Raw genomic sequence first — 17,517 nt, forward strand, 5'->3', positions numbered from 1 at the left:
AATCGTTAAAATTCTCTTTCAGGTAAACTATCGATCAGGGTAACAGAACGAAAAGCACGACCCAGTTGATATTGGGCATAATTTCTCAATAAGTGTTCAACTTCTAACCAGGGAACCGTAAAATCTCTATCAAGAATGTTTGATGGTAAAATTTTACCAGGATGAGGTAAAAATGACTGATTGAGGTGTTGTAATAAACTTAATTCTGTTGCTTTCAATTTCTGATTAATAATTGGTAAAACAAGAGGATTAGGGTGATTTTTATCTCTATCTTGAATGGCTAAATTAATTAATCCTCCCGCATCAAAACTAAAGCCAACACACCAGTTAGGATCGTTAAAATTAGGGTTTAATTCTTCTTGGGTCACGCAACAATAATGAACCTGGGGACCAATACCAGCGATCGCTAATAGATGAAACACAGCTTGGGCTAAATATCCATATAAACTTTCAGCAACGGACATCTGTTCTAACCGTCGTAAATGCTCATTTAACAGTTCATAAAGTTCGAGTTGAGGTTGATCATCTAACGCCAAATTTAAGACCAATTCCCCTAAATATTGCGCGGCTGCGAGCTTTCCTAAGTCCTTGCTTAATCCTGGATAAGATTCTAAAGTTTCGGCCTGAGTAATTTTATCAAGCGATCGCCCTTTCGCAATCAGTAACTCATTAATAACAAATAATTCACACCGGCCCCTTAACTTTGATTTTTGTTTTCTGGCACCGGGTACGATAGCGCGAATTAACCCATAGTCAGGAGACAAAAGGGTCACTAAGCGATCGGCTTCTTGAAAAGGCATCCCTTTTAAGATAATGCCTGTGGTTTGATAAGTGCGCGTTGTCATAACATTCGAGACTAAGTGAATTTATGGTTTCCCTATTTTTCTATATTTTTCCACTTAACTCCCCAACAATCTTAAAAGAGTTCCATCATTAGTGACCTTGACATGAAAAGATAGGTTAACTAAAGTTATGCGAGGATAAACAAGCAGCTTTTTTCAAAACTAAGCTAAAATATCTTCTTTGCCATGATTACGTCTACTATGCCCGATCTCTTGATCCCTTTACGCAATATGAGAAACCAACTCAACCAACATCCTTTCTTGGTTTATTTAACTTTTCTTGGTGTCTTAGGGGTTGGATTCATGTCCAACCTATCTAACCCTGCATCAGCGCAAAATCTTGACAGTTTTCTTGAGGACACCACTGTTACCGGAACCATCGATTCATCAAACGCTATCAGTGAGATTTTATTTGATGTTCCCACTGCAGGGAGTTTGGATCTGACTTTTTCCTTGATGCTCGAAGAGGCAGGACTAGCTTCTAAGAATACCTTTGGTCTTTATGATACTGCCAATAACAAGTTCTTTGAAATTTTTGCTGGAGAAGCCACCCCAGGTAGTACACTTTCAGCAAGTATAACCTCAGAGAGTCAGCTTTTAATCGGTGGTATGAGTTACGATTTAGCCGGTCCAGTTACTTTTTACCTAAGTCGTAACCTTCGGCAGAGTTCCGAGACTTTCTTGAGCAATGACATTTACAGTGGAATGCCTCAAGCTCTAATGTATCAAGGGGAAGGGGAAGAAATACGCTTGAATGATCTTAATACTCCCTTGACAAACAATGACTATCTCATCGGTTTTGAGGATAGAAAAGGCCGACGAAGTGACAAAGATTATAACGATATGGTTGTTTTGGCTCAAACTGTTTTAAGATTACCAGAACCCTCCGAACCAGCTATTCCCAGTAATGATGTGACCATACCTGAACCCTCCCTTTTATCAGGGTTGGGAATGATGGCTATTTTAGGGATGGCTAAAAGACGAACCGCTTAAAATTAAAAACAAACTTTAGGCCAATCAACATTGGCCTAATCTTCTTTGTGTTTAAACGGTAGAGAGTCCTAACATGGCTCGTAAGGTAAAATAAAGCAAAGAAAACACCCCTAGACCAATACCTCCAACAGCGATCGCACTAACCGGATTTTTAAATAAGGGTTTAATCCAGTCAAAAAAGACTAAAAACACCCCTAACGTGAAGCTAATTAGATAACGGGGATAACGTGCCACATTCTCAAAGAATTCTCCCATTGCTCACCTCTATGATCGACAGTCCTCTTCTATGATATCAGGAGGCTTAGGCGTTACCGAGTCAGTATAGTGATCAGTGCTTCATTGTGCAGTTGATATATTGCTTCGAGTTAAAACGTAATTTTTTTGTAGTATGATAGTTTGATTGAATAATTATTTAGCCATTTTGCTAAGTTTGTGATATTTTATTAAGCAAGATCAAGTCTGTCTTCTATCTTAACTTTTAATACTGTAAGTATAGTAACCAACTTTAGATAAACAGACCTCTATTTTTGAATCCGACATATTAATAAGGAGATTAGTGTTATATGGCTGATGAAGTCCTAGTTAAAGTTGACCATGTGTCCAAAAAATTTTGTCGTGATCTCAAACGGTCTCTCTGGTATGGTGTACAGGATATCATGTCAGAAGTGACGGCTCGAAAATATGAACATGAACTTAGAAAAGACGAGTTTTGGTCTGTAAATGATATATCTTTTGAGTTACGTCGAGGAGAATGTTTAGGACTAATTGGACCCAATGGGGCCGGAAAAAGTACCCTCTTAAAAATCCTCAATGGACTCATTAAACCGGATAGAGGAAGAATTGAACTGAGGGGAAGAATAGGAGCCTTAATTGAATTAAGTGCGGGTTTTAATGCCATTTTAACAGGTAGAGAAAATATCTATAGTCGCGGAGCGGTTTTAGGGTTTACTAAAGAAGAAATTGATAAAAAACTGGATGCTATTATCGATTTTTCTGAGTTGGAAGACTTTATTGATACACCAGTCGTTAATTATAGTTCTGGGATGAAAGTTAGGTTAGGATTTGCTGTAGCATCTCAGATGGAACCCGACGTACTTCTATTAGATGAAGTGTTAGCGGTTGGGGACGTAGGGTTTCGAGCCAAGTGTTTCAACAGTATTTATAAGATGATGGAGAATGCAGCGGTTATTTTAGTTTCCCATTCTATGCCACAAATTGGAAGAGTTTGTTCTGATATTTTGGTGATGGATCATGGAAAATCGGTTTTTCAAGGTCAAGATGTAGCCACAGGAATTAATAAGTTCTATTCTTATTTTGAATCTGAAGATGTTTTAATTAGTGGTAGTGGTGAAGCAACCATTCATTCTATTGATTTAGAAAGTCAAGGAAAAATAGGAGTAGAAACCATTAATTATTTGGATCAAGCTTCAATGAATATAGAAGTCTCAGTTGATCCAAGAATAGAGACTTTTGATGTGGTTATTAATATTGTTAGTCAAGAACTGCAACCGGTTGCTTATTGTAATTCCGATTTTAATAACATTCATTTGACTAATTCCAAGACTAGAATGAAGGTATCTGTTGATTTCGGTAAAATCAACCTAAGTCCAGGGGTTTATTCTTGTACAGTCGTCATTACTGAAATCAACAACACTAAAGTATTATGTAAACATAATAATGGTTATAAGTTTAAGGTAATTGGTGAGCATTTTTGTGCAGCCCCTGTTCAGATATGGGGAGATTGGGCAGTAACATCATGAAACTAAAAAAAATGTCTAAAATCCTGCGGACTAAACCCTATTTAGCATTATTGTTTAGTCTGTTTTTAGCAATGGTAGTTGTCATAATTAATGCCTACTCTTCAGATAAAACAGAGAACTGGTTTACAAGCCAATCTTTATCTTTCAATAATTATAATTTATTTGATATCGGAGTAACTGATATCAATAATGATGATCAACTTGATCTCTTTACGACTAATCATAATTCTCTCGGAAATCTTATGCTCGGTGACGGTACTGGAAAGTTCACGAATGTAGTTTCCCAGTGGAAGTTTGATCAGAATGCTGAGTTTCCAGGCTTTGCTGATACAAACAAAACACCGGTATTTGATGCTCCTGGTTTGTACCTATTTTGGTATAAACGAACCCTGGTTTTAAAAGCATTTAAAATTGATAATCAAACTGAATTTAGGGGTCAGATTAATATCTTATCTAAAAGTCAACTGACTTATGATTCATCTACTAAAGTTACTTTAATAAAAGATCAATTACCCCATTCAGTAGTAGAAAGCCAGATTAGCTTTCAATTTTTAGGAGATGGTCAACTAAACATTGAACCCCGATATTTTGCCCCAACCTCTTTACTATTGAATAAAGATGTCCCACTAGCTAAGGTTTATATCGGTCTCGAAAAAATACAGCCCAAAAGCCATAACGTTGATTTAAAGACCTTAAGAGATCGTCATAGTATTGCGTGGGCTGATTATAATGGGGACGGAAACATTGATGCTTTTATAACCCGTAGTGGAGGAGCATTTGGTTCTCCAGAAACCTTTGGTCAATTTTTTAATCGCCATTTATTATCTAACAAGGGTAAAACCTTTGAAGACCTAACTCAGGAATCAGCTATTTCAGAAAGTGCCTGTCGTTCGGTGACAGGTAAATGGGTTGATTTTGATGGGAATAATAATCTTGAATTGTATGTTGTTTGTATTGATGGAACCAGTCGTTTATATCAGCAAGATACGGAAGGAAAATTTAGAGATATTGCGCCAAAAGTTGGCTTGAGTCCCTCAAAAATCACTTCTAAGCAAGGCGGTTGGCAGAACAACGGCCCTTTTGTGTGGTTGGATGCTGATGGGGATGGGGATATGGATTTATTTCGTTCCTATCAACAGTCATTAACATTGTATGTTAATCAGTCGGGCGTATTTGAAGAAACAACCATTAGTTCTCTTCCTAAAGTAATGGATGCCCTAACGTTAAAATTTAGTGTTGTAGATTATGATCGTGATGGAGACCTCGATATTTTAGCTGTGTCAGGATATGGAAATATTTTCTTAGAGAATAGAGACGGAAACTATACGGTAACTGACTCCACGGCGATTGGTTTACCTAGTGCCAGCTTAAATGCCAATTGGGTCGATTATAATAATGATGGGCTACCGGATTTACACGATACATTAGAAGGATTATATTATCAATTACCCAAGCATCATTTTAAAAAAGCTCATATTTTAAGTCAAGAATTTAAAGGATTATCATTTCCTTTAGAACCTCGAACCCTTTGGTTTGATTTCGATAATTCCGGTTCTCAGGATCTGTTTATGGCAGCTTTAGTCCATAACAATTGGAAATCAGCAATTTGGAATTCTACCCTATATCGAAGACTTGGCTTTACCCATCCGTGGTTTCAGAAAAATTTTCATCCCTATGCTGAGTATAAAAATCTGAAGAAAGAACGTTTTAACAAAGCCGATCACAAGGGTAGTGATTTTATCTGGCAAGGTCAATTATATCGTAATATTAATACTCAGAACCATTGGCTAAAAATTAAGCTCATTGGACCTCCTAAAAATCCTCAAGCTATAGGGGCTAAAGTCATAATACCCACTACTGATGGACAAATTTTACAACAAGTCGGCACCATGGAGCATTCTAACTATTCTCAAAGCTATTTTCCCTTATATTTTGGGCTAGGTAAAGATCAAACAGTAAAATCAGTTAAAGTCCTTTGGACTGATGGACAATCACAAGAGATCACAAATATCCAAGGAGATCAATTATTGACCATTAAATGGGAACCCAAAGAAAAAAATTAAGAAAGGTTGAAAATGATATCTTATTTATGATATTTTTTAGTAAATTCACAGTTATTAATGAAATGATTCAAAATATTAAAAATATAGCCAATGAATTGAAATTAGATAGAATTAAATTCTTTAACAAAGGAAAGCTACCTGATTTTGTAATTATTGGCGTTCAAAAATGTGGAACAACAACATTAGAAAGAAATCTATCTAAGCATCCTGAAATTTATATGACAGAATATTGTCACCCTGGTTCATCGAGAGAAGTTCATTTTTTTGATACCAACTATAAAAAAGGAGTGGACTGGTACAAAAGTTTATTTAAAGATAGTAATGGTCGAATTTGCGGTGAAAAAACGCCAAAGTACATTACTAACAAACTGTACATGGAAAGACTATATTCAACTATTCCTGATGCGAAGTTGATCATTAGCTTGAGAGATCCAGTGAAAAGACTTATTTCTCAAGTTAATATGAGAAAAAAAAGATTTCCTGATTTAAAATTAGAAGACGTGCTAAATGATGATGAATATATGGGTCGAGGTTTTTATTACTCACAAATTAAAAATAATGTTTTGAGTTTTTATAAAAAAGAACAAGTCCATATAGTAATAATAGATAAAAATGAGTTCACGATTATGAGAAATCAAGGTACGACTCAAGAAGGTTTACAAGGTTTATCCATTGAAGATAAAACTCATCATACTAAAACTATAATGAATGAAGTATATAAGTTTTTAAAAGTTCCTGAAATAGATTTAAACTATGGTTATTATTATGTTGGGGAGTATCAGTCAGATTTAGGAGTCACGGAAGAATTACTCGACAAAGTTAAAAAGATTTATAAAATAGAGAATGAGAAATTATTTGATTTTTTAGGATACAGAATTGACGCTTGGTTATAAAAGAAATAAAATTAAAATCTAAAAAAATATTATTAATTTATATGAAAAAAAGAACACAGATTTACAATTCTTCTTTTGTATTGGCTGTCAAAAAACAGGAACAACTCTATTAGCAAGAGTGTTAGATCAACATCCACAAATTGCCTGTATTTGGGAAAGTTATTTACTTCAACCAGATTCCCACAATTGTATTGCAAATCCAGATTCATACAATTGGAGTCGGCACGGTTTTGCCAAAGAAGATGTACAAAGATGGGCTAAAGTTTTCTCGAGTCCACCAGGAATAAAAGAGCGGATTTTCAAATATTTAACTAAGCGTGATTATTCAGGAATTAATAAATTCCGCCAGGTAGCTTATGAGTCTTTTTCCGATTTTGCTCATCGATGTGGAGCATCAGTAGTTGGAGATAAATGGCCTTGGTATATTAATCATATTGATTTTCTCCTGGAAGCTTTCCCCGATGCTAAATTTATATATAACGTCAGAGATCCAAGGAGTCATTGGAATTCTGCTCAACATTTTAAACAACGAAAGCGAGGGGATGAAATTCTTGATGAAATGTTGAAAAAAGATAAGCTTATTACCCCTTATCTCGAAAGACCAAACTTTCTGACCATTCGTTACGAAGATTTAGTTATTGACCCCATCAATACTTGCCAACAACTTTATCAATTTTTAGGAGTTGATTTTTCAGTCGATTATCTAGATTATTCTTCAGAGACTGATCCCTACCCAGAGCGATGGAATTGGATTCCACAAAGTAAAGATAACTTTAATATTAATCATACGATTAAATGGAAAGAACAAATGGATGAACATGAAATTGAGAAAATTAATAAACAGGCAAATTGGTTTATCAAAAAATATAAATATGAATTGTAACTCATTATTTATCTAGTTAACTTGTCATTTTATTATTTAAACTCATTTAACTTAAAAAACAATGAAATGCTTAATTTGTGGACAAACTTCCCTAGAAAATGTAGATACAAATCCCTCTTTTACCAAGGGGCAAGTTTATCGCTGTAAATCATGTCAAGTTGCCATAACACAACCCTTACCAACGGCTAGAGAATTATTAGACTTTTATCAGTCTGGCTATTATCTAAAAACTGTCACTCAAGAGAAACTAGATAAACGTTTGTCTGTGAGTCAACAAAGAGCCTTGTCACAGTTCAAATTCATAGAACAGTATCTTCCTAAATCTAAAGGGATCAAAAAAGCATTAGACTTAGGTTGTTCGGATGGCTCATTACTATTCATATTAGACCAACATGGCTTTGATGTGTGGGGTTATGAACCTGATGCTCAAATGGCCCAATTCGTTAATAAGAAATTATCAAAAGGGCAAGATAAAGTTAAAAATCAGATGTTTCCTGGGGATAAAATTGAAAAAAACACTTATGATTTGATTTGTTCCTCACACTTGTTTGAGCATATTGTTGATCCCATAACTCATCTTGAACAAATTAAAATCAGTTTAAAAAGCAATGGCTATTTGTTTATGGAAATTCCTAATCAATATGGAAGACTAAAGGATTTTCTTTGTCCTGGTGCCAAAAATTTGGGACATCTTTATTATTATTCTCCTGATAGTATGGAGCGTCTTTTAAAAAATAACGGATTTGAAGTGATCCATCTTAGCACTTGTGGAAGAAATGTAAAAAATGTCAGAAACAAGTACGGAAAAAGTTCAAAAAAAAGTAATTTTAATAACTTTTTATTATCTTTTATTAAGAAATTTGAAAAACCCAAAATTATCAGGAAGTCATTTCGTAAAATAAAAAATAAACTAGATAAGTTTTATGAAATTTTATCATCTAGAAAAATACAAAAAAGTAACGATAATAATAATAGTATACAATCCCATTATATGACCTACTGGGAAGGTAATGAACAAGGACAATGGATTCGTTTACTTGCTAAAAAAAATTAAGAACATGAATTATAATAAGTTTGATATATTATTATAATAGCAACTTAGCTAACTTACTATTTTAGTTTCTCTTTAGTTTATTTCTTGAAAATCAATGGGCTATTTAAACAAAAACTCTACAAATGAGATAATTGATACTGGTTTTATTTTGATGTCTAATCTTCTTTCTGACATAGAAATTAAAACATTGAGAAAATTGGTAAAGCAGCATTTTCAGTCTCATGGAGTAGTGGCAAATTCTGGTTTAACGCAACCGAATGCTGCTGTTGAAGTACCGGAAATTAATTGGCTATTTTATCATCCTAAAATTTTAGCAGTTATGAGACAATTACTGGGACAAGAAAAGATAATGTTTACCAGTCATTGTGATCTTCATTGTCGTACTTTATCAGCATGGCATAAAGATGATGGGATGACAGTAATGGAAGGGGGATATTTCGGATTTCCTGCTTATGATAGAGAAGATTGCAAAGTCTATAAAGTTGCTCTTTATTTACAAGATCATGATCATAATAAAGCAGGATTAACCGTTAGAAACGGTTCTCATAAATTATCAGCACTTAATCAAGGAGAAGAGGTTTATTTACCAACAAAAGCAGGGGATATTGTGGTTTTTGATGTCAGATTAACCCATAGGGGGCAACGGAGTGTTGTGCCTGTGGAATTTTTAGAAAAGCCAAATCATTTGATAAAAAAAGGATTGAATAAAGTTTTCAAAATCTCTCATAAAAAAAGCGATCAATATTTTAAAAAAATTTATGATACTTTATATGGAGATAGATTATCGATCTTCTTTACTTATGGGTTGCCTAATGAATATACCAAAAACTTTGCTATTAATAATATGAAACGTCAACTCCAACAAAATAAAAATAGTCAGGTTTTCTTGTCAGCAGAAAATAAGCAAAGATTTCTGGATAATAATGTTATCTTGGCAGAAGAGTATTTTGAAGAACTGGTTAATAGATATAAAGATGGAAAATAAGAATAAATTTGTATATACTCAATCTTTAGATGAAGCTAAAATCATACAACAAGAACTAAGAAACCAAGTAATAACAACAGATAAGTTACAAAACGTTAATTATGTGGCAGGGGTTGATGTAGGCTTCCAAGATAACTATAAAATGACCAAAGCAGCCGTTGCTATTTTAAAATTCCCCAGTTTAGAATTAGTCGAAAGTCAAACCGCTTTAGTTCCTACAACCTTTCCTTATATACCTGGCTTTTTATCATTTCGAGAAATTCCAGCACTATTAAAAGCCATAGAAAAACTAACGATTATTCCTGATATCATTCTCTGTGATGGACAAGGAATAGCCCATCCTAGACGGTTAGGTATTGCTTCCCATTTAGGGGTTTTAATCGATATACCGACCATTGGGGTAGCTAAGTCTTTATTAACGGGTAAACACGAAGAAATACCTTTAGAAAAAGGCTCGTGGAAACCTTTAATTGATCAAGAAGAAATAATCGGAGCGGTGCTAAGATCAAGAACTAATGTTAAGCCTATTTATGTGTCTATTGGTCATAAAATTAGTTTACCCACAGCCCTAGATTATGTGATGGCTTGTTTAACTAAATATCGCTTACCGGAAACCACAAGATGGGCTGATAAGTTAGCATCAGATAAGTCATTAAATTAACAATTCAAACATGATTAAACTGTTTCTTTTTATGGGTTCAATTTTAGCCGGTTTATCCGTCGCTGGTGGCGCATTTGCCAGTCACGCCTTGAAAGATAAATTAAGCGATCGCGCCTTAGAAATATTCGAGACAGGAACAAAATACCAAATGTATCACGCCCTCGCTTTAATTTTAGTGGCGTTACTATTAACTCGCCTAGAAACCATACCCATAACCCTAAGCAGTGCAGGGTATGCTTTTATTATCGGTGTTGTCATCTTTTCAGGCAGTCTTTACGCCCTGAGTTTAACAGGGATAAAATGGTTAGGGGCGATCGCTCCTATTGGTGGGGCGGCCTTTCTGGTTGGTTGGCTGAGTTTGGCGATCGCAGCAACAGGAATTAAATAAAAATTCCAGATTGTTGGTTAAGGGTTTCCTCGAAGATGATAAACTGACCTATTAGACACAAAATTTTTGATATTCAATGGTCTAGGATGTACCAAGTTTTGGTACAGTTACCGAAGATCGGCAAAGTTATTTATTAGAGTCAGTATGAAAGTTCTTGTTATTGGCGGTGACGGTTATTGTGGTTGGGCAACCGCCCTACATCTCTCCAACCAAGGGTATGATGTCGGTATTCTCGACAACCTCAGTCGACGTTATTGGGACTCTAAACTAGGAGTCGATACCTTAACCCCCATTGCTCCTATTCAAAAACGGATTCAACGTTGGCAAGAGTTGACGGGGAAAACCATTGACTTATTTGTGGGTGATATTACCGATTATAGTTTTTTAAGTCAGTCCCTACAGGAGTTTGAACCTGGGGCGATCGTCCATTTTGGGGAGCAAAGATCGGCCCCTTATTCGATGATCGATAGGGAACACGCGGTATTTACCCAAGTTAACAACGTGGTAGGAACCCTGAATATTCTCTACGCGATGAAAGAAGATTTCCCAGACGCTCACCTCGTTAAACTGGGAACCATGGGAGAATATGGCACACCGAATATTGATATTGAAGAAGGCTATATTACCATTGAACACAATGGCCGCAAAGATACTTTACCCTATCCCAAACAACCCGGTAGTTTCTATCATTTGAGTAAGGTTCACGATAGTCATAATATCCATTTTGCCTGTAAAATTTGGGGCTTACGAGCCACTGATTTAAATCAAGGGGTGGTTTATGGAGTATTAACCGAAGAAACGGGTATGGACGAAATGCTCATTAACCGTTTAGACTATGATGGTGTTTTCGGTACTGCTTTAAACCGTTTCTGTATTCAAGCGGCCATCGGTCATCCTTTGACGGTGTATGGTAAAGGTGGACAAACCAGAGGCTTTTTAGATATTCGTGATACCGTACGCTGTATTGATATTGCCATTCAAAACCCTGCTGAAGAAGGCAAATTCCGAGTCTTTAACCAGTTTACTGAATTATTCAGTATTAAGGATTTGGCCATGATGGTGAAAAAAGCCGGTAATTCTTTAGGGTTAGATGTAGAAATTGATAACTTAGAAAACCCCAGGGTTGAGTTAGACGAACACTATTTCAATGCTAAGAATACTAAGTTATTAGACTTAGGTTTACAACCTCATTATCTGTCTGATTCTCTCCTCGATTCTCTGTTAAATTTTGCTGAGAAATACAAAGGAAGGGTTGACAAAGAGCAGATTTTACCTAAGGTTTCTTGGCATCGTAAATAATTGATAATTCACTGTTAAATTAGGGGTGGCAACTTAGCCACCTTTTTTGATATTTAAGGATTTCCAATCCAACCAAACATCTTGGCTAAACCCCCTAGTAAAGCGACAATTAAGCCAATTAATACACCGCGATTGAGAAATTTTTGATTGTCTAATCGTTTACTAATTCCTTCTACTTTTGTATCAAGTGTCTTAATATCTCCTGATAGTTTTTCTTCTAATCTAGCTTGGCCAACTTCAAGATTGGTGATGCGTTCATCTATTTTGTCTAATTTAGTCTCAAGTTTCTCAAACTTAGTCTCAAATTTTTCATCAAGTTTGTCTAACTTATTGTTGAGTTGTTTTAAGATTTCCTCTATAGAGTAGGTGACGGTAACGGTTTCATTCATGATTTAAACTACTAAGCGGTTGAATTTGTGAGTTTTTTGAGATTAATAAAATATATGATTGTTGATCATCTTACTCAAAAGTGAAACTCATTTGATTTCGCCATATTAATTATACATATTTAATTGACAAGATGCTGCATTCAAAACCCACCCTAATATGATGTGGAATAAGCATTAATAACTATTGTAGTTAAGTAATAGATAAAAAAATTTCCCTGGAACTTAAAGGAGAAAGACATAATATTAAACAGGAATTTAACCAATTTTTATAGAGAAAATAACAAAAATATTAAAACTTCCCTTAGAACTTGTACAAGAAGAAATAAAGCATATTTCTTGAGTTTTTCTTTCCTACTTCCCCAAATTACAACTTTGATAGTCTTATTTGAGCCATAATTTATCAAACTGTTACAAAAGCGAACCGCCTCCGAATTTAATGTTTAACATGAGAACAGGAGGGAAAAGCTTATGAATACCAAAGTTAATGATCAAACTAAAATTATTACCCTGTGGGCAACTTTTCTGTTAGGACTCCTCTTTCATACGCAACTAGGGTTAATGCCTCTTTTTCATGGACAAGCCATAGCTCATTCCCATGATAACAGTGATATTAGTTGGATTTTATGGCTAATGTTACTCTTTTTTATTTTTCCTATGTTTGCCATGATTGGGACATTATTTACCCAGTCTAAACAGTTCAGAATTAGTCATTTTTGGCTAACTATTGTTTATTCTGTGTTAAATTTAAGTCATATTACGGCTGATTTATTTGTCACACCTATTGCTTGGTACCAAATTCTTTTAATGGTGATTCTTTTTGTTATTGGATTACTATTAAATCTGGTTTCTTGGCAGTGGATGAAATCTAAACCTAACCGTCAAAAACCCTCAGAGACTTTACTAGAAGTTGGATGATTTTTTTAGGAGAATATGTAGAGGCGTTAAATTTAATGTCTCTACTCAAAAATTAGAGCGATCGTCAAGATAAGTAATACTTTCAAGATATAGTTTGGCTAAAACATTCACAATTGATCGGTCAACGCTATAATATAAGTCCTTATTAAGTTGTTATTTTCATCTAAAAATATTCTATTATGTCCTTCGTTGGTTTACATATACACAGTGATTATAGTTTACTCGATGGTGCATCCCAATTAAATGCGTTAATTGATCGTGCCGTAGAATTAGAAATGCCAGCGATCGCCTTAACGGATCATGGGGTGATGTATGGGGCGATCGAACTGATTAAAGTGTGTCGAAATAAAGGGGTAAAACCCATTATCGGTAACGAAATGTATGTGATTAATGGGGATATTGAAGAGAAGAAAAAGTATAAAAAATATCATCAAGTTGTCTTAGCAAAAAATACGCAAGGTTATAAAAATTTAGTTAAATTAACCACCATTTCCCATCTACACGGAATGCAAGGAAAAGGGATTTTTGCCCGTCCTTGTATCAATAAAGAACTATTAGAACAATATCATGAAGGGTTAATCGTTACCAGTGCTTGTTTAGGGGGAGAAATACCCCAAAGAATTTTAGCAGGCGATGTCAAAGAAGCAAAAGCCGTTGCTAAATGGTACAAAAAACTCTTTAAAGATGACTTTTATTTAGAAATTCAAGATCACGGTTCTATTGAGGATAGAATTGTTAATGTTGCTATTGCTAAAATTGCCCGTGACTTAGATATTAAAATTGTGGCAACCAATGACTCTCATTTTATTTCTTGTTACGATGTCGAGGCACACGACGCATTATTATGTATTCAAACGGGTAAATTAATTACTGATGAGAAGCGTCTTAGATATAGTGGCACAGAATATTTAAAGTCTGCTGATGAAATGCGCTTATTATTCCGTGATCATCTCCCTGATGATGTTATCGAAGAAGCGATTAATAATACTTTAGAAGTTGCCGAAAAAGTTGAACCTTATAAAGATATTTTAGGAGAACCGAGAATACCTAATTATCCTGTCCCTGCTGGACATAACCCTGATAGTTATGTAGAAGAAATTGCTTGGCAAGGATTATTAGAACGGTTAAAGTGTCGTTCTCGTAGTGAAATTTCTGATGAGTATAGAGAACGGTTAGAATATGAACTAAAAATGTTGCAACAGATGGGTTTTTCAACCTATTTCTTAGTGGTGTGGGACTATATTAAATATGCCAGAGACAACCGTATTCCTGTTGGGCCGGGTAGGGGGTCGGCTGCTGGTTCTTTGGTCGCTTATTGTTTAAAAATAACCAATATTGATCCCGTTCATCATGGGCTATTATTTGAGAGATTTCTAAACCCTGAAAGAAAATCTATGCCTGATGTTGATACAGATTTTTGTATCGAAAGACGGGATGAAATGATTAAATATGTCACTAAAAAGTATGGGGAAGCTAATGTTGCTCAGATTATTACGTTTAACCGTATGACATCAAAAGCGGTATTAAAAGATGTAGCGAGGGTGTTAGATATTCCCTATGCAGAGTCAGATAAAATGACAAAAATGATCCCAGTTTCAAGGGGTAAACCAACCAAATTAAAAGTCATGGTTTCTGACGAAACTCCAACCCCAGAATTTAAAGAAAGGTATGAAAATGATCCTTTAGTTCGTCGTTGGGTTGATATGGCTATTCGTATCGAAGGTACTAACAAAACCTTTGGGGTTCATGCTGCCGGTGTGGTTATTTCTTCTGAACCTTTAGATCAAGTTGTTCCTTTACAAAAGAATAATGATGGGGCAGTCATTACCCAATATTATATGGAAGATTTAGAGTCCTTGGGATTATTAAAAATGGACTTTTTAGGGTTAAGGAATTTAACCACGATTCAAAGAACGGCTGACTTAATTAAACAAAATCAAGGGTTTGAATTAGACTTAGATCAATTACCTTTAGATGAGAGAAAAGCCTTAGAAATTATTGCCAAAGGAACTGCCAAAAAATTACCCCCTGATATAGAAAAGACTCACAAATTATTAGAAAAAGGAGACTTAGAAGGGATCTTTCAGTTAGAATCATCGGGAATGAAACAGATTGTAAAAGAATTAAAGCCATCCGGAATAGAAGATATTTCTTCTATTTTAGCCCTGTATCGTCCAGGTCCATTAGATGCAGGATTAATTCCTAAATTCATTGATCGTAAACATGGACGAGAGGAGATTATTTATCAACATAAACTATTAGAACCCATTTTAAAAGAAACCTATGCGGTGTTAGTTTATCAAGAACAAATTATGAAAATGGCGCAAGATTTAGCCGGCTATTCTTTAGGAGAAGCTGACTTATTGCGTCGCGCAATGGGTAAGAAGAAAATTGCAGAAATGACCAAACATCGAGAAATTTTTATTGATGGGGCAACTAAAAATGGCGTACCTCAAGCCATTGCAGAAGACTTATTTGAGCAGATGATCAAGTTTGCTGAATATTGTTTGAGTTATGATACAGAAATTTTAACCGTTGAATATGGACCGATGCCTATTGGTAAAATAGTCGAAGAAAACATTAATTGTACGGTTTATACTGTTGATAAAAATGGGTTTGTTTATACTCAACCCATCGCCCAATGGCATCATAGAGGCGAACAAGAAATCTTTGAATATTATCTCGAAGATGGGGAAACCATTCGGGCTACCAAAGACCATAAATTTATGACAATAGACGGTGAAATGTTACCCATTGATGAGATTTTTGAGAAGAATTTAGACTTAAAACAAGTGAAAGTAACACAAGCATCTTGCTTGTAACAGTCTCGAAGACGATGCTACTGTCTAGATTAGTTTAACTATTAACAGAAGATGGAATAGGCAAGGATAAATCATTCACTTTTTCTAACTGGGCCGCCAAACGAATTAAAGTTAACTCGTCAGCAGGTTTTCCTATTAATTGAATACCGACAGGTAAACCTTTTTCATCTTGGCCCATCGGTAAGGTTATCACCGGTAAACCACTGGCATTAAACGGAGGGCAAGGGGCTATCCAATGACTAATTTTCTCTAAGACTTCCTGGGGTGATAAATGAGACCATTCTCCTACTTTTATAGGTTGATGTAAATAGACAGGTAATAGTAATACGTCAAAATTATCGAAAAATGCCACTAATTGTCGGGAAAAAATTTGCATCTGATGAACGGCTTGTAAATAGTCTCCTGCGCTTATTTCTTGTTCTTTAAACCAACGATTAAGGGGACTTAATGCTGATGGGGCTAGTCCTGATGCCCCGATTCCAGACTGCCAAATGATTGTAAACGGTTCAATTAATGCCTCAACTGACGGGCATTTCATCTCTAAAGAATGACCCAAAGACTCTAATAATTTCGTCGTTTTTTTCGACGGTTTCTTTAATAATGGTTTCGCTTTGAGTAAAAGGAGGAATATGATCACAAAAGGCAATTTTTAATGAGGGAGAAACTTGTTTTGTTGCTTCTAAAAAAGAGATGTCAGGAGAGGGTAACCAATAGGGGTCTCCCGTCATATAACCGGACATAACATCTAATAACGCTGCTGCATCGGCCACCGTCCGGGCTAAGGGTCCGTTACTCGAAATGCCACCTTGATAGTCCCCCACTGGGGCATGAGAAACCCTTCCTTTTGCCGGTTTGATGCCCACCAAGCCACAACAAGCAGCCGGACCGCGAACAGACCCCCCACCATCAGACCCCTGGGCAATGGGGCATAAACCCCCTGCTACTGCCGCCGCTGCCCCTCCACTGGACCCCCCTGGAGTATAGTCTAAATGCCAAGGGTTACGGGCCGGAAGAAAGCCAGGGGGTTCTGTAAAGGGAAATGAACCCAGTTGAGAGGTGGCGGTTTTGCCTAAAATGATAAATCCTGCCCCTTTCATACGCATCGTCACCCCGTCGTCATAGGTGGCAATATTCTCTTTAAGAATCTCCACACCATAACTGAGAGGCATTTTTGCCACTGCATTGAGGTCTTTTATAGCTGTGGGAACGCCAAAAAAAGGAGGCAAATTATTAGGATCGGATGTATTAATTAATTGTTCTGTTTTTTCCTTAGCGTCTTGGATGGCCATTTCTGCTGCTACGAAAAAAAAGCTACCCAGTTGAGGATTATAGGTTTCAATTCGGTTTAGGTAAAGTTGGGTTAATTCTAAAGGAGAAATGCTGCGATCGCGGATTAATTGGGCTAATTTTAAGGCTGGCGTAAAGGCTAAGTCAACCGAATTCATATTTTTAAAATATTTACAACTTTAATTTTAATTATAGGTTATCTGGGTACATTTAAGCTAACCCAACGCCTCATTAATTCAATGATATAACGATAATAATCTTCATTTTTTTTGATAAGATCATG

General features: G+C 35.7%; 15 protein-coding genes and 1 pseudogene. 12 read left to right on the forward strand and 4 right to left on the reverse strand.

The genetic code is table 11. The features are described from left to right. Positions 1–5: 5 nt before the first annotated feature. A complete protein-coding gene (recO, locus tag C4E06_RS00355) occupies positions 6–845 on the reverse strand; it encodes a DNA repair protein RecO (protein ID WP_107666257.1) in 840 nt (279 codons plus the stop codon). A 300-nt stretch (positions 846–1,145) separates the two neighbouring features. Here recO and C4E06_RS00360 point away from each other — a divergent pair, with 300 nt between their 5' ends. Continuing rightward, the gene (locus C4E06_RS00360; protein WP_198648175.1) at positions 1,146–1,835 is read left to right on the forward strand and encodes a hypothetical protein; all 690 of its coding nucleotides are present in this window, start codon (positions 1,146–1,148) and stop codon (positions 1,833–1,835) included. Positions 1,836–1,886: 51 nt separating this feature from the next. On the opposite strand, the gene C4E06_RS00365 is transcribed toward C4E06_RS00360, so the two are convergent. After that, the gene (locus C4E06_RS00365; protein WP_107666259.1) at positions 1,887–2,090 is read right to left on the reverse strand and encodes a DUF751 family protein; all 204 of its coding nucleotides are present in this window, start codon (positions 2,088–2,090) and stop codon (positions 1,887–1,889) included. 308 nt (positions 2,091–2,398) lie between these two features. Here C4E06_RS00365 and C4E06_RS00370 point away from each other — a divergent pair, with 308 nt between their 5' ends. The 9 genes from C4E06_RS00370 to C4E06_RS00410 all read left to right on the forward strand — a co-directional run bounded on the left by C4E06_RS00370 (position 2,399) and on the right by C4E06_RS00410 (position 11,821). Beyond that, a complete protein-coding gene (locus tag C4E06_RS00370) occupies positions 2,399–3,595 on the forward strand; it encodes an ABC transporter ATP-binding protein (protein ID WP_107666260.1) in 1,197 nt (398 codons plus the stop codon). Between the two features lie 11 nt (positions 3,596–3,606). Continuing rightward, on the forward strand, positions 3,607–5,658 hold the full coding sequence (locus C4E06_RS00375) for a CRTAC1 family protein (protein WP_198648176.1): 2,052 nt from the start codon (positions 3,607–3,609) through the stop codon (positions 5,656–5,658). After that, positions 5,634–6,551 carry a sulfotransferase gene (locus tag C4E06_RS00380; RefSeq protein ID WP_107666262.1) on the forward strand — a complete coding sequence of 306 codons (918 nt, stop codon included), beginning with the start codon at positions 5,634–5,636 and terminating at the stop codon, positions 6,549–6,551. Before C4E06_RS00375 ends, C4E06_RS00380 begins: the two co-directional genes overlap by 25 nt. Positions 6,552–6,630: 79 nt before the next feature. After that, positions 6,631–7,434, forward strand: coding sequence for a sulfotransferase (locus tag C4E06_RS00385; RefSeq protein ID WP_255412117.1), 804 nt, complete (start codon positions 6,631–6,633; stop codon positions 7,432–7,434). A gap of 61 nt (positions 7,435–7,495) precedes the next feature. Further along, complete coding sequence (locus C4E06_RS00390; RefSeq protein ID WP_107666264.1) at positions 7,496–8,488, forward strand: class I SAM-dependent methyltransferase; 993 nt, start codon at positions 7,496–7,498, stop codon at positions 8,486–8,488. A gap of 94 nt (positions 8,489–8,582) precedes the next feature. Then, entirely contained in the window at positions 8,583–9,473 is an 891-nt protein-coding gene (locus C4E06_RS00395; RefSeq protein WP_107666265.1) for a phytanoyl-CoA dioxygenase family protein, read from the forward strand. Further along, a complete protein-coding gene (gene nfi, locus C4E06_RS00400; protein ID WP_107666266.1) occupies positions 9,463–10,134 on the forward strand; it encodes a deoxyribonuclease V in 672 nt (223 codons plus the stop codon). Before C4E06_RS00395 ends, nfi begins: the two co-directional genes overlap by 11 nt. A 10-nt stretch (positions 10,135–10,144) precedes the next feature. Continuing rightward, complete coding sequence (locus tag C4E06_RS00405; protein ID WP_107666267.1) at positions 10,145–10,522, forward strand: DUF423 domain-containing protein; 378 nt, start codon at positions 10,145–10,147, stop codon at positions 10,520–10,522. A gap of 144 nt (positions 10,523–10,666) precedes the next feature. Next, a complete protein-coding gene (locus C4E06_RS00410) occupies positions 10,667–11,821 on the forward strand; it encodes an NAD-dependent epimerase/dehydratase family protein (RefSeq protein ID WP_107666268.1) in 1,155 nt (384 codons plus the stop codon). A 53-nt stretch (positions 11,822–11,874) separates the two neighbouring features. Here the strand turns inward: C4E06_RS00410 and C4E06_RS00415 are convergent, their stop codons facing one another. Next, entirely contained in the window at positions 11,875–12,210 is a 336-nt protein-coding gene (locus tag C4E06_RS00415; protein ID WP_107666269.1) for a DUF4164 family protein, read from the reverse strand. Between the two features lie 468 nt (positions 12,211–12,678). Between C4E06_RS00415 and C4E06_RS00420 the strand changes: the two genes are divergently transcribed. Together C4E06_RS00420 and C4E06_RS00425 are read left to right on the forward strand one after the other, a co-directional pair. Next, positions 12,679–13,125 carry a hypothetical protein gene (locus C4E06_RS00420; protein ID WP_107666270.1) on the forward strand — a complete coding sequence of 149 codons (447 nt, stop codon included), beginning with the start codon at positions 12,679–12,681 and terminating at the stop codon, positions 13,123–13,125. Between the two features lie 179 nt (positions 13,126–13,304). Beyond that, a complete protein-coding gene (locus C4E06_RS00425) occupies positions 13,305–15,947 on the forward strand; it encodes a DNA polymerase III subunit alpha (protein ID WP_107666271.1) in 2,643 nt (880 codons plus the stop codon). A 34-nt stretch (positions 15,948–15,981) separates the two neighbouring features. Here the strand turns inward: C4E06_RS00425 and C4E06_RS00430 are convergent. Then, a pseudogene (locus tag C4E06_RS00430) lies at positions 15,982–17,392 on the reverse strand (amidase). Positions 17,393–17,517 lie beyond the last annotated feature (125 nt).

Origin of the sequence: Cyanothece sp. BG0011 (assembly GCF_003013815.1) — a bacterium.
In the GTDB taxonomy this organism is placed as follows: domain Bacteria; phylum Cyanobacteriota; class Cyanobacteriia; order Cyanobacteriales; family Microcystaceae; genus Crocosphaera.

Coding starts and splice junctions, on each gene's coding strand:
- C4E06_RS00370 (WP_107666260.1), top strand. CDS start 2,399: ATGGCTGATGAAGTCCTAGTTAAAGTTGACCATGTGTCCAAAAAATTT.
- C4E06_RS00365 (WP_107666259.1), bottom strand. CDS start 2,090: ATGGGAGAATTCTTTGAGAATGTGGCACGTTATCCCCGTTATCTAATT.
- C4E06_RS00405 (WP_107666267.1), top strand. CDS start 10,145: ATGATTAAACTGTTTCTTTTTATGGGTTCAATTTTAGCCGGTTTATCC.
- C4E06_RS00415 (WP_107666269.1), bottom strand. CDS start 12,210: ATGAATGAAACCGTTACCGTCACCTACTCTATAGAGGAAATCTTAAAA.
- nfi (WP_107666266.1), top strand. CDS start 9,463: ATGGAAAATAAGAATAAATTTGTATATACTCAATCTTTAGATGAAGCT.
- recO (WP_107666257.1), bottom strand. CDS start 845: ATGACAACGCGCACTTATCAAACCACAGGCATTATCTTAAAAGGGATG.
- C4E06_RS00380 (WP_107666262.1), top strand. CDS start 5,634: ATGGGAACCCAAAGAAAAAAATTAAGAAAGGTTGAAAATGATATCTTA.
- C4E06_RS00420 (WP_107666270.1), top strand. CDS start 12,679: ATGAATACCAAAGTTAATGATCAAACTAAAATTATTACCCTGTGGGCA.
- C4E06_RS00395 (WP_107666265.1), top strand. CDS start 8,583: ATGGGCTATTTAAACAAAAACTCTACAAATGAGATAATTGATACTGGT.
- C4E06_RS00425 (WP_107666271.1), top strand. CDS start 13,305: ATGTCCTTCGTTGGTTTACATATACACAGTGATTATAGTTTACTCGAT.
- C4E06_RS00410 (WP_107666268.1), top strand. CDS start 10,667: ATGAAAGTTCTTGTTATTGGCGGTGACGGTTATTGTGGTTGGGCAACC.
- C4E06_RS00360 (WP_198648175.1), top strand. CDS start 1,146: ATGTCCAACCTATCTAACCCTGCATCAGCGCAAAATCTTGACAGTTTT.
- C4E06_RS00390 (WP_107666264.1), top strand. CDS start 7,496: ATGAAATGCTTAATTTGTGGACAAACTTCCCTAGAAAATGTAGATACA.
- C4E06_RS00375 (WP_198648176.1), top strand. CDS start 3,607: ATGTCTAAAATCCTGCGGACTAAACCCTATTTAGCATTATTGTTTAGT.